Annotated in this window: 16 protein-coding genes; all 16 read right to left on the bottom strand. The window is 60.8% G+C overall.

Going from position 1 to position 13,971, the window contains the following annotated elements; all coding sequences use genetic code 11:
- Positions 1-4: 4 nt before the first annotated feature.
- The 16 genes from nuoK to AC6JBC_RS05520 all read right to left on the bottom strand — a co-directional run bounded on the left by nuoK (position 5) and on the right by AC6JBC_RS05520 (position 13,734).
- A complete protein-coding gene (gene nuoK, locus AC6JBC_RS05595) occupies positions 5-310 on the bottom strand; it encodes an NADH-quinone oxidoreductase subunit NuoK (RefSeq protein WP_004211745.1) in 306 nt (101 codons plus the stop codon).
- 118 nt (positions 311-428) lie between these two features.
- A complete protein-coding gene (locus tag AC6JBC_RS05590; RefSeq protein WP_196225737.1) occupies positions 429-1,040 on the bottom strand; it encodes an NADH-quinone oxidoreductase subunit J in 612 nt (203 codons plus the stop codon).
- Positions 1,041-1,073: 33 nt separating this feature from the next.
- Complete coding sequence (gene nuoI, locus AC6JBC_RS05585; RefSeq protein WP_498025841.1) at positions 1,074-1,559, bottom strand: NADH-quinone oxidoreductase subunit NuoI; 486 nt, start codon at positions 1,557-1,559, stop codon at positions 1,074-1,076.
- Positions 1,556-2,605, bottom strand: a complete 1,050-nt coding sequence (nuoH, locus tag AC6JBC_RS05580; RefSeq protein WP_498025839.1) for an NADH-quinone oxidoreductase subunit NuoH — start codon at positions 2,603-2,605, stop codon at positions 1,556-1,558. The genes nuoI and nuoH overlap by 4 nt, the downstream gene beginning before the upstream one ends.
- Positions 2,602-4,608, bottom strand: a complete 2,007-nt coding sequence (gene nuoG, locus AC6JBC_RS05575; protein ID WP_498025837.1) for an NADH-quinone oxidoreductase subunit NuoG — start codon at positions 4,606-4,608, stop codon at positions 2,602-2,604. Before nuoG ends, nuoH begins: the two co-directional genes overlap by 4 nt.
- On the bottom strand, positions 4,601-5,122 hold the full coding sequence (locus tag AC6JBC_RS05570) for a hypothetical protein (protein WP_498025836.1): 522 nt from the start codon (positions 5,120-5,122) through the stop codon (positions 4,601-4,603). Before AC6JBC_RS05570 ends, nuoG begins: the two co-directional genes overlap by 8 nt.
- Positions 5,119-6,429 (bottom strand): NADH-quinone oxidoreductase subunit NuoF, encoded by a 1,311-nt coding sequence (gene nuoF / locus AC6JBC_RS05565; RefSeq protein WP_498025834.1) that lies wholly within the window; start codon positions 6,427-6,429, stop codon positions 5,119-5,121. Before nuoF ends, AC6JBC_RS05570 begins: the two co-directional genes overlap by 4 nt.
- A gap of 109 nt (positions 6,430-6,538) precedes the next feature.
- Positions 6,539-7,207 carry an NADH-quinone oxidoreductase subunit NuoE gene (nuoE, locus tag AC6JBC_RS05560; RefSeq protein WP_498025833.1) on the bottom strand — a complete coding sequence of 223 codons (669 nt, stop codon included), beginning with the start codon at positions 7,205-7,207 and terminating at the stop codon, positions 6,539-6,541.
- Positions 7,207-8,442, bottom strand: a complete 1,236-nt coding sequence (locus tag AC6JBC_RS05555) for an NADH-quinone oxidoreductase subunit D (protein ID WP_498025832.1) — start codon at positions 8,440-8,442, stop codon at positions 7,207-7,209. The genes nuoE and AC6JBC_RS05555 overlap by 1 nt, the downstream gene beginning before the upstream one ends.
- Entirely contained in the window at positions 8,442-9,353 is a 912-nt protein-coding gene (locus AC6JBC_RS05550) for an NADH-quinone oxidoreductase subunit C (protein ID WP_498025830.1), read from the bottom strand. Before AC6JBC_RS05550 ends, AC6JBC_RS05555 begins: the two co-directional genes overlap by 1 nt.
- Position 9,354: 1 nt before the next feature.
- Positions 9,355-9,909: a NuoB/complex I 20 kDa subunit family protein gene (locus AC6JBC_RS05545; protein WP_380800685.1), complete on the bottom strand. Its 555-nt coding sequence runs from the start codon at positions 9,907-9,909 to the stop codon at positions 9,355-9,357.
- Positions 9,900-10,274, bottom strand: a complete 375-nt coding sequence (locus AC6JBC_RS05540) for an NADH-quinone oxidoreductase subunit A (protein ID WP_464788393.1) — start codon at positions 10,272-10,274, stop codon at positions 9,900-9,902. Before AC6JBC_RS05540 ends, AC6JBC_RS05545 begins: the two co-directional genes overlap by 10 nt.
- Before the next feature lie 126 nt (positions 10,275-10,400).
- Positions 10,401-11,216: an inositol monophosphatase family protein gene (locus tag AC6JBC_RS05535; protein ID WP_460987694.1), complete on the bottom strand. Its 816-nt coding sequence runs from the start codon at positions 11,214-11,216 to the stop codon at positions 10,401-10,403.
- Between the two features lie 177 nt (positions 11,217-11,393).
- Positions 11,394-11,957, bottom strand: coding sequence for an elongation factor P (gene efp / locus AC6JBC_RS05530; RefSeq protein ID WP_498025828.1), 564 nt, complete (start codon positions 11,955-11,957; stop codon positions 11,394-11,396).
- Between the two features lie 98 nt (positions 11,958-12,055).
- Complete coding sequence (locus tag AC6JBC_RS05525) at positions 12,056-12,640, bottom strand: M23 family metallopeptidase (protein WP_498025827.1); 585 nt, start codon at positions 12,638-12,640, stop codon at positions 12,056-12,058.
- Positions 12,637-13,734 (bottom strand): L,D-transpeptidase family protein, encoded by a 1,098-nt coding sequence (locus tag AC6JBC_RS05520; protein ID WP_498025826.1) that lies wholly within the window; start codon positions 13,732-13,734, stop codon positions 12,637-12,639. The genes AC6JBC_RS05525 and AC6JBC_RS05520 overlap by 4 nt, the downstream gene beginning before the upstream one ends.
- Positions 13,735-13,971: the final 237 nt, after the last annotated feature.

Raw genomic sequence — 13,971 nt, 5'->3', positions numbered from 1 at the left:
AGCTTTAGCCCTTCATCCGGTTGACATCATCGACGGCAATGGTGCCGCGACCGCGGAAATATATGACGAGGATAGCAAGGCCGATGGCAGCCTCACCCGCCGCGACGGTCAGCACGAACATGCTGAACACCTGCCCCACCAAATCGCCCAGGAAGGCGCTGAAGGCGACAAGGTTGATGTTCACGCTCAAGAGGATCAGCTCGATCGCCATCAGGATGATGATGACATTCTTACGGTTGATGAAGATGCCCAGCACCCCCATCACGAACAGGATCGCGCTGACCACCATATAATGCTGAAGGCCGATCATGACGGCATTCCCATAAAAGAGGCCGTCACCCCAGCGAAAGCTGGGGTCTCATGCCTCATACGCCGAACGATCCGGCCTGAGATGCCAGCCTGCGCTGGCATGACGGAATAGGGGTGCGTCACAGCTCCACCCCCTGCCCCACGGGCTGATTGACGTTGCGCACGGCATCCTGCGGACGGCGGCGGTTCTGACGGGCGATATTCTGACCCTTCACGCCGCCGCGTGCACGATGGGTCAACACGATCGCGCCGATCATCGCCACCAGCAGAACGATGCCCGCTGCTTCGAACAGGAAGATGTAGCGCGTGTAGAGCAGCGTCCCGATCGCCTGGATATTCGACAGCTCCGGGTTCACAGGTGCCGCGCGCTGGGCAAGCTCGATCGGCCCCGCGCTCCAGATGCCGATCCCCAGCACAATCTCGGCCAGCAAAACCAGGGCGACCAGCATGCCAAAGGGCAGATAATCGACGAACCCAGCCCGCAATTCCGCGAAGTCGATGTCGAGCATCATGACGACAAACAGGAACAATACGGCGACCGCACCCACATAGACGATGATGAGCAGCATCGCGATGAACTCAGCACCCAGCAGCACCATCAGGCCCGCCGCGTTGAAGAACGCAAGGATTAGCCACAGCACCGAATGAACCGGATTGCGCGACAGGATCGTCAGCGCGCCGCTGCACACCACCAAAGTGGCGAACAGGTAAAAGGCAAGCACGTGAATCACAGGATCATATATCCTCTTCGATCGGGTCGCGGCTTAACGATAGGGTGCATCGGCGGCAAGGTTCGCGGCCAGCGCCCGCTCCCACTTGTCGCCATTTTCAAGGAGCTTCGCCTTGTCGAAGATAAGCTCCTCGCGGGTTTCGGTCGAAAATTCGAAATTCGGCCCTTCGACGATCGCATCCACGGGGCAGGCTTCCTGACAGAAACCGCAATAGATGCATTTTGTCATGTCGATGTCGTAGCGCGTCGTGCGGCGGCTACCGTCATCACGCGGCTGCGCCTCGATGGTGATCGCCTGCGCCGGACAGACCGCCTCGCACAGCTTGCACGCGATGCAGCGCTCTTCCCCATTGGGATAACGACGCAGCGCATGCTCTCCCCGGAACCGCGGCGAAATCGGGTTCTTCTCATAGGGATAATTGATCGTCGCCTTTGGCTTGAAAAAATATTTCAAGGTCAACCAATGCGCCTTCACAAATTCCCATAGGGTGAAGGATTTGACGTAATAACCGAGGCTCATTGAGCGCCTCCGTAGCGCGTAAACATGAGGAAGCCCGAAACCAGGAAGACGAAGAAGAGCGAGGTCGGCAGGAACACCTTCCAGCCCAGACGCATCAACTGGTCATAACGGTAGCGCGGCACCGTCGCCTTCACCCAGGAGAAGACGAAGAAGAAGAACAGAATCTTGGCGAACAGCCAGAGGATGCCCGGCACATAATAGAGCGGCGCCCAATCAATCGGCGGCAGATAACCACCCCAGAACAGGATCGCGTTCAGCGCGCACATCAGCAGCACGTTGGCATATTCGCCGAGCCAGTATAGCGCGAACGACATCGACGAATATTCGGTCTGGTAGCCCGCGACCAATTCGCTTTCCGCCTCGGTCAGATCGAAAGGCGCGCGCCCGGTTTCGGCCATGGCTGAGATCAGGAACATGATCGCCATCGGGAAGAGCAGCGGGTTGAACGCATGCCCGTTGATGAACCCATAATAGCCGCGCTGGCTTTCCACGATCGCGGTCAGGTTGAAGCTGCCAGCCCACAGCACGACGCACACCAGGATGAAGCCGATCGAGACTTCATAGCTGATCATCTGCGCACTCGCGCGGATCGCGGAATAGAAGGGATATTTGGAGTTCGACGCCCAACCCGCCAGCACGATGCCGTAAACACCGAGCGAACTGATGGCGAGGATATAGAGCAGGCCGACATTGATGTTCGCCAACACCACGCCCGCCTGGAACGGGATCACCGCCCAGGCGATCAACGCCACGGTGAAGGTGATGATCGGCGCGATCAGGAAGAGCGCACGATTGGCGGCCGAAGGAATGATGGTTTCCTGCAGGAACACCTTGGCGCCGTCCGCAAAGGACTGGAGCAGCCCGAAAGGACCAACCACGTTCGGACCACGGCGCAGCGCCATCGCCGCCCAGATCTTCCGGTCGGCATAGATGATCATCGCCACCGCCAGCATCAGCGGCAGGGCGATTACCAAGATACCGATGATCGTCGAAAGCAGCCACGCGCCTTCGAAGGGCATTCCGAAATTTTGGAAGAAAGCGGTCACTCTGCGGCCTCCGCGAAGCTTGTCCCATGGATCAGCTCGGCCGAACATTGCTGCATCGTCGGGCTGGCGCGGCAGATGGCGTTGGTCAGGTAGAAATCCTTGATCGGCGAACCAAATTCGCCGCTCGCGCCGCCCGGCAGTTTGGGCGCGGACCAGCCATAATCGGCCAGGCCTTCCACGCCCAGCGCCGGAACGGCCTTCGCCATTTCGGCGCGCAGCGCGTCGAAGCTGTCGAACGGCAGCGTCGCGCCCAGCACTTCAGAAAGCGCACGCAGGATCGACCAGTCCTCACGCGCATCGCCCGGCGCGAACACGGCCTTTTCACCGCGCTGTACTCGGCCTTCCAGATTGACGTAGGTGCCTGCCTTTTCGGCATAGCTTGCGCCCGGCAGGATCACGTCCGCCGCATGCGCGCCCTTGTCGCCATGGTGGCCGATGTAAACCTTGAAGCTGCCTTCGAACGCCGAATAATCGACTTCATCAGCGCCAAGCGAGAAGAGCAGCTTCGGCTTGGCCGCAGCCACAGCCTTGATCCCGCCCTGCGTTGCATAGCCGAGCATCAGCCCGCCCATACGCGCTGCCGCGAAGTGCAGGACATTATAGCCGTTCCAGCCATCCTTGATCAGGCCCAGCGCCTCGACCAGCGCCAACGTATCGCCATGCGCACCGTCCTTGGCCAGCACGCCGCCGCCTACAATCATCGCCGGACGCGCCGCCTTGCCGAATGCCTCGACCACCGCTTCCGGAAGCTTGGCAAGCAACGACGCGTCATTGCCCAGCCATTCGACCTTGTAGGTCAAGTCGACCTGAGGCCCGAGCGCGAAGACCTTCGCGCCCTTCTTGATCGCCTTGCGGATCCGCGTGTTCACCAGCGGCGCTTCCCAGCGCAAGTTGGTGCCGATCAGCAGGATCGCGTCAGCCGTCTCGATGCCATTCAGCGTCGTGTTGAAGTTGACTGCCGACAGGCTCGACACGTCATAAGCCAAGCCCGTCTGACGCCCTTCGAACATCGTGCCGCCCAGCTTTTCGACGAGCAGCTTGCCCGCGAACATCGTCTCGCAATCGAGCAGGTCGCCCGCGAGCGCCGCAACCGACCCGCCATGCTGGACGGCGGCGATCGCCTTGAACGCCTCTTCCCAGGTGGCGGGAACCAGCTTGCCGTCCTTGCGAACATAAGGTTTGTCGAGCCGCTTGCGCACCAGACCATCAACATTGTGCCGGGTCTTGTCGCTCGCCCACTCTTCATTCACGTCATCGTTGATGCGCGGCACGGCGCGCAGCACCTGACGGCCACGGCTGTCGAGGCGGATATTGGTGCCGACCGCATCCATCACGTCGATCGCCGCCGTCTTACGCAACTCCCAAGGCCGTGCCTCAAACGCATAAGGCTTCGACGTCAGCGCACCGACCGGGCACAGGTCGACCACATTGCCCGACAGCTCGCTCTTCGCGGCATGCTCGAGATAGGTCGTGATCTGCATATTCTCGCCGCGATAGATGGCGCCGATTTCCGGCACGCCAGCGACTTCCTCAGCAAAGCGCACGCAGCGGGTGCACTGGATGCAGCGGGTCATGACCGTCTTGACGATCGGACCCATATATTTCTCGGTAACGGCGCGCTTATTTTCCTCAAAGCGGCTGCCGCCCCGGCCATAGGCCACCGACTGGTCCTGCAGATCGCACTCGCCGCCCTGATCGCAGATCGGGCAGTCGAGCGGGTGGTTGATGAGAAGGAACTCCATCACCCCTTCCCGCGCCTTCTTGACCATCTCGGTCTGAGTGAAGATTTCCTGATTGTCGGCAGCCGGCAGCGCACAGCTCGCCTGAGGCTTCGGCGGCCCAGGCTTCACCTCGACCAGGCACATGCGGCAATTACCTGCGATGGACAGACGCTCATGATAGCAGAAGCGCGGAATTTCCTTCCCCGCCATCTCGCAAGCCTGCAGGACCGTCGCGCCAGCCGGGACTTCGAGTTCTACGCCGTCTACTTTGACTTTAGGCATTGCCTACCTCGCCGCGAAGTTCGCGAATCCGATTATTAAAAGTGAGCTGCATTATCGCACCGCCTACAGCGGATCGACGGTCGCCACCAACCAGCGAACCGCCGACAGCATCCGCAAATGCCTGCGCGTCCCGCAGCAACTGAACATCAGCAGCATCGTTCATTAAGCCGACTGTATAGTAGCAAGCGACACTGGCGTCGTCTGAACCGCGCAGGAAATCAGGGTCTTGGGATTGCACAAGTTCAATCACATTCCTCGTCATTTCTGCCCCGTTCACGTTACAAACATTCGTGAACGCATCTTGCATCGCGAAACCCAAATCCGAGGATTTGACCCGATTATTAGTTTCCGCTTTGGCAAAAAAGGATGCCATGAAAGACAGATACCCCAGCACATAGGGGTCAAAATACATATGCGTCGACATGCCCGAGATTTGAGCAGTCGCAATTACCGGCCGTAAAGCGGCCATCGCTGCTTCTGTCGCTTTCTTGCGGCGGCCGCCAAAGAACATCACTCCGCCGCCTCCATCACAGGCGCGCCGCGCTCATTGATCCGCCGCTCGATCTCGGGACGGAAGTGCCGGATCAGGCCCTGGATCGGCCATGCCGCCGCGTCGCCGAGCGCGCAGATGGTGTGGCCTTCGACCTGCTTGGTGACCTGCTGCAACATGTCGATCTCGCCAATGTCGGCCTCACCCGAACGCAGCCGCTCCATCACGCGCCACATCCAGCCTGTGCCTTCACGGCACGGCGTGCACTGGCCGCAGCTCTCATGCTTGTAGAAGTAGGACAAACGGCTGATCGCACGGACTATGTCGGTCGACTTGTCCATGACAATCACCGCCGCCGTGCCGAGACCAGACCCGACAGCCTTCAGGCCATCAAAGTCCATCGGCGCGTCCATGATCTGTGCGGCGGGAACCAGCGGAACCGACGAACCGCCGGGGATCACCGCCAACAGATTGTCCCAGCCGCCACGAATGCCGCCGCAATGCCGGTCGATCAGCTCCTTGAAGCTGATGCCCATCGACTCTTCGACGACGCAGGGCTTGTTCACATGGCCGCTGATCTGGAACAGCTTGGTGCCCTTGTTCCCTTCACGGCCGAAGCTGGAGAACCATTCCGACCCACGGCGCAGAATCGTCGGCGACACCGCGATCGATTCCACGTTGTTCACGGTCGTCGGGCAGCCATAGAGCCCCGCCCCCGCCGGGAAAGGCGGCTTCAGGCGCGGCTGGCCCTTCTTACCTTCCAGGCTTTCGATCTGCGCCGTTTCCTCGCCGCAGATATAGGCGCCCGCACCGCGATGGACGAAGACGTCGAAATCATAACCGGAACCGCATGCGTTCTTGCCGAGGAAGCCCTTTTCGTAAGCCTGCGCGACAGCGGCGAAGAGTATCTTCGCCTCATAAATGAACTCGCCGCGAATATAGATATAGGCAGCGCGCGCCCGCATCGCGAAGCCGGCGACCAGCGCGCCCTCGATCAGCTTGTGCGGATCGTGCCGGATGATCTCGCGGTCCTTGCAGGAACCCGGCTCGGATTCGTCCGCATTGATGACGAGGAAGCTCGGACGGCCATCCTTGCTTTCCTTGGGCATGAAGCTCCACTTCATGCCGGTCGGGAAGCCTGCCCCACCACGGCCACGCAATCCGCTAGCCTTGATGCGCTCGATGATTTCGTCCTGGCCGATCTCCAGCAGCGCCTTGGTGTTATCCCAATCACCGCGCTTCATCGCCGCGTCGATGCCCCAGTCCTGGAAGCCATAGACGTTGGTGAAGATGCGGTCCTTGTCCGCAAGGGGTGCGATGACGTCGCTCATGCGCGGCCTCCAGCATTCGTCATGCCAGCGAAAGCTGGCATCTCAGGCGTGCGCGCGCTGAGGATGGAGACCCCAGCTTCCGCTGGGGTGACGGAATAGGGATAAGCCATTACGCCCACTTCCCCCGATAATCGTGATTTTCCGAAACCATCTCCTTGAGCGTGGTCGGACCGCCTTCCGGGCAGCTCGTCTGACGCTCGATCTGCGGCCCGATCTTGGGCTGCTTGCCAGCGGCGAGATCGTCAAGGATCGCGCTCATGCTGTCATAGGTCAGATCTTCGAAATTATCGTCGTTGATCTGAACCATCGGCGCGTTGGCACAGGCGCCCAGACACTCGACTTCGCTCAGCGTGAACAGGCCGTCCGGCGTCGTGCCGCCCTTGACCAACCCCTTGTTCTTGCAGGCCGAGAACACGTCGTCGGAGCCGCGCAGCATGCATGGCGTCGTGCCGCAAACCTGCACATGATAGCGGCCGACCGGCGCAAGGTTGTACATGGTATAGAAGGTCGCGACCTCGTAGACCCGCATATACGGCATCTCGAGCTGATCGGCGATATATTCCATCACCGGCACCGGCAGCCACCCATTGGTCTGCGTTTCCGCCCCTACCTGACGCTGGGCGAGGTCGAGCAGCGGCATCACCGCCGATTGCTGACGGCCGGCGGGATAGCGCGCGATGACCTTCTTCGCCTGCTCGGCATTGTCCGGCGTCCACGCGAAAGCGCCCCAACGGGCGCGCGTTTCCGCTTCGTCAGGGATATGAACTGCGTCAGCCATTAGCGGTCACATTCTCCGAACACGATGTCCATCGCGCCAAGGACGGCGGTGGTGTCGGCCAGCATGTGGCCCTTCATCATGAAATCCATCGCCTGCAGGTGCGAAAACGCCGTCGGGCGGATCTTGCAGCGATAGGGCGAGTTGGTCCCGTCGCTGACCAGATAGACGCCGAACTCGCCCTTGGGGCTTTCCGTCGCCACATAGACTTCGCCCGCCGGAACGTGGAAGCCCTCAGTGTACAGCTTGAAGTGATGGATAAGCGCTTCCATCGACCGCTTCATCTCGCCACGGCGGGGTGGCGCAACCTTGCGGTCGAACGAAAGGACTGGGCCTTCCGGTATCTCGTTGAGGCACTGCTTCATGATCCGCGCGGACTGCCGCACTTCCTCGACGCGCACCATGAAACGGTCGTAGCAGTCGAAATTGGTGCCGACCGGGATGTCAAAATCAATCCGGTCGTAAACATCATAGGGCTGCGACTTGCGAAGATCCCAGGCGATGCCCGAACCACGCAGCATGGGTCCCGAAAAGCCCCATTTCAGCGCATCTTCCTTACTCACCACGGCAATATCGACGTTACGCTGCTTGAAGATGCGATTGTCCGCAACCAGCGAAATCGCGTCTTCGAACAGGCGCGGCAGTCGCGTGTCGAGCCAGTCGGCGATGTCGGTCAGCAGCTTGAGCGGCACGTCCTGATGCACACCGCCGGGCCGGAAATAGGCCGCATGCATGCGCGCGCCCGAAGCCCGCTCATAGAAGTTCATGCAGTCTTCGCGCAGTTCGAACAACCACAGGTTGGGCGTCATTGCGCCGACGTCCATGACGTGCGAACCCAGGTTCAGCATGTGGTTCTTGATGCGCGTCAGTTCCGCGAAGAACACGCGCAGATATTGCGCACGGAGCGGCACTTCCAGGTTCAGCAGCTTCTCGATCGCCAGCACATAGCTGTGCTCCATCCCCATGGGCGAGCAATAGTCGAGCCGGTCGAAATAGGGCAGCGCCTGAAGGTAGGTCTTGTACTCGATCAGCTTCTCGGTGCCACGATGCAGCAAGCCGACATGCGGATCGCACCGTTCCACGATCTCACCATCCAACTCCATGACAAGGCGCAGCACGCCGTGCGCCGCGGGATGCTGCGGGCCGAAGTTGATCGTGTAGTTCTGAATCTCGGTATCGCCCAACGTCGGATCATCCGCGCTGGTCTTGTGCTCGAGTTCGTCGAGATAATGGGCCATCAGGCTTCACCCCCCTCATCCTTGGCGGGAGTTTTCGGCTTGCGCGTGCGCTTCGGCTTGGCCGCGTCCGCTTCACCGGTTTCAGCCTTCGCGGTGCGCGACCGACGCACCGGCGTGGTCTTGGCGTCTGCAGCTAGCGGCTTTTCATCGGTCGCCTTGGCAGCTTCCTTGTTGGCGGGCTCGCCCGCCCCGGTATCTTCCTTCTTCTCCGTCACCTTGGGCGTTTCGCCCGCAGGCGCACCCTTGGGCGCGGCCGGAGGCGGAGGAGGAGCGGCGGCAGGCGTCGGCGCGCCGGGAGCCTGCGGAGCCTTTTCATCGCCCGGCAGCACATATTGCGCGCCTTCCCACGGGCTCATGAAGTCGAACTGGCGGAAATCCTGGGCCAGCTGAACCGGCTTATAGACGACGCGCTTATCCTCTTCGGAATACCACATCTCGACATAGCCGGTGAGCGGGAAGTCCTTGCGTAGCGGGTGCCCCTTGAAGCCATAATCGGTCAGGATGCGGCGCAGGTCGGCGTTGCCTTCGAAGATCACGCCGTACATGTCGAACACCTCACGCTCCAGCCAGCCCGCGACCGGCCAGATGTGCGTGACGGTGGGAACCGGCTTGTCCTCGTCGGTCGATACCTTGACGCGGATGCGGTGGTTTCGCGTGACGGAAAGCAGGTGGTAGCAGACTTCGAACCGCTCGGCCCGCTCCGGATAATCGACGCCCGCGATCTCCATCAGCTGCTGATATTCGCCCTGTACGCGCAGCGCATCCAGCGCCTCAGCCAGCCGATCGCGCACGACGGTGAAGCTCAGCTCATCGGCATGATCGACCGCTTCGATCAGCATCGATCCCAGCAGCCGGGCGACTTCTTCCGCGAAACCCTCGGGGTTCACGATCTTCGGTGCAGAATGACCCATATCAGCGCTCGATCGTCCCGATGCGGCGTATCTTCCGCTGCAACTGCATCACGCCATAAAGCAGCGCTTCGGCAGTCGGAGGGCAGCCGGGCACATAGATGTCGACCGGCACGATCCGGTCGCAGCCGCGCACAACGGAATAGCTGTAATGATAATAGCCGCCGCCGTTCGCGCAGCTGCCCATCGAAATCACATATTTCGGATTGGACATCTGGTCGTAAACCTTGCGCAACGCCGGAGCCATCTTGTTGCACAGCGTTCCAGCGACAATCATCACGTCCGACTGGCGCGGAGATGCGCGCGGCGCGGCGCCGAAACGCTCCATGTCATAGCGCGGCATGTTGACGTGGATCATTTCCACCGCGCAGCAGGCAAGGCCGAAGGTCATCCACCACAGCGACCCCGTGCGCGCCCATTGGAACAGCTCTTCGGTCGAGGTGACGAGGAACCCCTTGTCACTGACTTCACTGTTCAGCGCGTTGAAGAAATTCTGGTCGGGCTGTGTCCCCGCGGGCAACATCGTGCCGGGCGCGGGACTGGTCAGTTCTACTCCCAATCTAGGGCTCCCTTCTTCCACGCATAAACGAGGCCCAGCACCAGCTCCGCTATGAAGATCATCATCGTCGCCCAACCGGCCCAGCCGATCTGATCCAGGCTAACCGCCCACGGATAGAGGAAGGCGGCTTCCAGATCGAAGATGATGAACAGGATCGCGACCAGGTAGAAGCGCACGTCGAACTGGCTGCGCGGTTCTTCGAACGCTGGAAAACCGCACTCATATTCCGACAGCTTCGCCGGGTCAGGCTGATGCGCGCCGGTCAGTCGGCCGACAAGCATCGGCAGGAACACGAACGCCCCGGAAAGCAGCAATGCGATCCCGAGAAAGATAAGGATCGGCAGATATTCGGCTAGATCGACCAACGGAATCCCCTGGGCGAAAATGACTATGGGCGCGCTTTAGGCCTGCCGCATAAGCGAAGCAAGGCCCCGAGGCGTGAGAATGATTCGCAACAGTCTGCTTCTCTTACACAGAAACAAATGCCTGCCTCAGCGCAGCGCGCCAGCCACAAGCTTGTGCAATTTGCTGTGGATGGCATCATTGCCCGCGATCACTTCGCGGCGCTCGATCGGCTGATCGCCGCCTCTGAAATCAGTGGCGAAACCCCCTGCCTCACGCACAAGCAGCAATCCAGCCGCGACGTCCCAGGGTTGAAGACCGCTTTCCCAGAAGCCGTCATAACGGCCGGACGCCACATGCGCCAAATCAAGCGAAGCCGCACCGAAGCGACGAATGCCCGCAACGGAGGGCGCAACCGCGCCGAAGATGCGCGTCCACTGCGCCATGTCGCCATGGCCCATGAAGGGAATACCGGTCGCGATCAGGCAGTCGCCCAGGTCGCGGCGGGCCGACACCCGCAAACGCTGGTCGTGGCGCCATGCGCCCCGGCTCTTTTCCGCCCAATAGCTTTCGTCAGTCGCCGGCTGGTAGATAAGGCCGGTCGTCACTTCCCTCTTGTTGCCGCCATAAAGCGGCTCTTCGACGGCGATGGAGATTGCGAAGTGCGGGATACCGTGGAGGAAGTTGCTGGTGCCGTCGAGGGGATCGATGATCCAGCGCGGCTTGTTGGGATCACCCTCGATCACCCCGCCTTCTTCCAGCAGAAAACCCCAGTCCGGCCGTGCTTTTTGCAGCTCTTCGACCAAAGTGCGCTCGGCTTGCTGATCGGCTTTGGACACGAAGTCCGCCGGTCCCTTGCGCGACACTTGCAAATGTTCGACTTCACCAAAGTCACGACGCAGCTTCGCGCCAGCCTTGCGCGCGGCGCGTTCCATGACGGTGAGAAGGCCGGAATGGGATACCATTTACTCAATCTCCCCCCTCCCGCAAGCGGGAGGGGCCGGGGGTGGGCACGATTGCGCAGCAATCGCATGCAACGCTTTGAATGAGGCAAGGGCTCGCTGACGCTCGCGCTCACCCTCGAACGGAGTCACGTGCCTCCGTTCGACCCTCCCGCCTGCGGGAGGGGAACAATTAGCAGTTCAATCCGCCCGCTTCACATATTCCCGCTCATACACATCGACGATGATGCGCGTGCCGGTAACGATGTGCGGCGGCACCATGACGCGCACGCCATTGTCCAGGATCGCAGGCTTGTAGCTGGCAGAAGCGGTCTGCCCCTTCACCACGGCGTCGGCCTCCACGACCGTCGCTTCGATGGTTTCAGGCAGCTGCACCGAAATCGGGCGCTCGTCATACATTTCTAGGACAACCATCATGCCGTCCTGCAGGAAAGCGGCGGCATCACCGATCAAATCCTGCGGCAGGTTGATCTGCTCATAGGTTTCCGTATCCATGAAGACGAGCATGTCGCCCTCGGCATAGAGATACTGGAAATCCTTGGTGTCGAGACGGATACGCTCAACCGTCTCGGCCGAGCGGAAACGGACGTTATTCTTGCGTCCATCGATCAGGTTCTTCAGTTCCACCTGCATATAGGCGCCGCCCTTGCCGGGCTGCGTGTGCTGGATCTTGACGGCACGCCACAGGCTTCCGTCATATTCGATATTGTTGCCGGGACGAATCTCGACGCCGCTGATCTTCATGGGAAGAGCCTGCCTATATGTCTAAAGGTGAAAAGAGCCGACCTGTTTAAAAGGCTGGGCGCGCCTCTACATCGTGCCGCCGCGAAGGGCAAGTAGGCTCATCGGATCGGCCGCGCCAGCAAGGGGTAGGGATTGATCGCCCGGCCCCTGTACCATGGCTCGCCCGGCGTGATCTCATTCACGGCAAAGTGCAGATGCGGCGCTGCCGGATCGGCATTGCCAGTGCTGCCGACCGTAGCGATCTTCTGCCCCCGCCGCACGCTCTGACCCTCCGCCAGCCCGCGCGCATAGCCATCCAGATGCGCATAATAATAGATACGCCGCCCGTCAGGCGATCGCTCATAGATGGTAAATCCGCCATCCGCGCTGGTGAAAAGCTTTTCGATACGCCCATCCGCAGCCGCCAGCACGGCCCTGCCCCGTGCCGCCATGATGTCGATCGCATCATGCGGCCGCGCCCCACCAGCCCTTGCCTGCGTGAAAGTGTCGGTCAGCGCGGTAGGCGGCACACCCTCAACCGGGATCAGCAGAGAGCCGACCTCCGCCGCAGCCGGACGCTGAGGCGGCGAAGCCGTCCTTTCCGGGCCACCCGGAACGATCCGCACGCACATCTTCAGGAACAGGAGCAACAGCAGGACGGCGATTATGATGCCCGCACATCCTCGCCGCCCCGGCCTCTTCATGCCTGAAACACCGCCTTCACCCCGCTCTTCACCATCTGCGCCAGCCTTGCTGCATCCCAATTGGTCAACCGGATGCAGCCATGGCTTTCAGTGCGTCCAATGGTCTGCGGTTCAGGCGTGCCATGGATGCCATAATGCTGCTTGGAAAGGTCGATCCACACGACGCCCACCGGCCCATTGGGTCCCGGCTTCAACACCGCCTTCTCGTCCTTCGCATCGGCATCCCAGAACAGGTCGGGATTATAATGAAAATCGGGATTTCGGCTGATCCCTTTGATCTCCCACGTGCCGAGCGGCAGCGGATCATGTTCCGAACCCATGGTCGCCGGGAACTGCGCGATCAGCTTGTTGGCCTCGTCGAACACGCGCAGTACGCCTTCGGACTTGTCGACCACGATATGATCGGCCTGCGGCTGATCCTTCGCGACCGCCAGGCTGGCGAGCGTATTGCCCCAGCCGCGCTCATCCCCCTCGATCTGCGCGACCGGCTGAGTGCCCACGGCTGGCACCCGCACCGTAGCCCCCGGCCCCAGCTTTGTATTGGGCGCATTCAACGCCACCAGCACTTCAGGCTTGGTATGAAATCGCTCGGCCAGCTTCTCGATCAAATTGCGATAGCCAAGCGCGGGCAGCTTCGCCTGATCGGCATATTCCTTGGGAATTGTAGTGAACGGACCACGCGCAAAGCCCTCAGGGATCGTCACCAGCCATGTTGCTGGCGGCGGCTTGTCGCCCAGCAACGCCTTTGCCGTCGCTTCATCATATTTGCCAGTTGCCGACAGGCCCTTCGCCTCCTGAAATCCCTTCAGCGCAGCGGTGAAGGACATGCCCTCTTTCCCATCCAGCACACCGGGCGAGAAGCCCGCCCGGTCAAGCGCCACCTGCGCCTGCAAGATGGAGTCCGCGCGAGCAGGCGCACCGCCCGGCTCGGGCACTATGGAAAAGGCATAAGGATCGCCGACCGGCTTAACCGCCGCACCCTGCGCTGCCTCCTTCTGATCTGCGGGAGCCACTGTCCCGCTTTCATTGGCGTCGGTGACGGCAACCTTGCAAGCCGAACAGAGCAGCGTGAGCGCGAGCAGATATGTCTTCAAGGCGATACTCTCCCGATGTTCGGGGAGAGAAACGCGCAAAGCTCAGGAAAGCTGCCTCCTGCCATTAACTAGGGCGTAAACTCATAAATATCGCGTTCGAGGCGCCAAAATGGCGAACATATCGGGCCAAAATACGCGCCGCGAAGGTCATACACCTTTGCAAGCGTATTTTGGTTCGAGATGGAAGCCATTTTGGCGTCCTGTGGATTTGACCAAAAAAGCCCATCACGGCGTCGA

This window comes from Sphingobium sp. RC1 (genome assembly GCF_059738765.1).
This window is presented reverse-complemented; position numbering and strand designations above follow the sequence as displayed.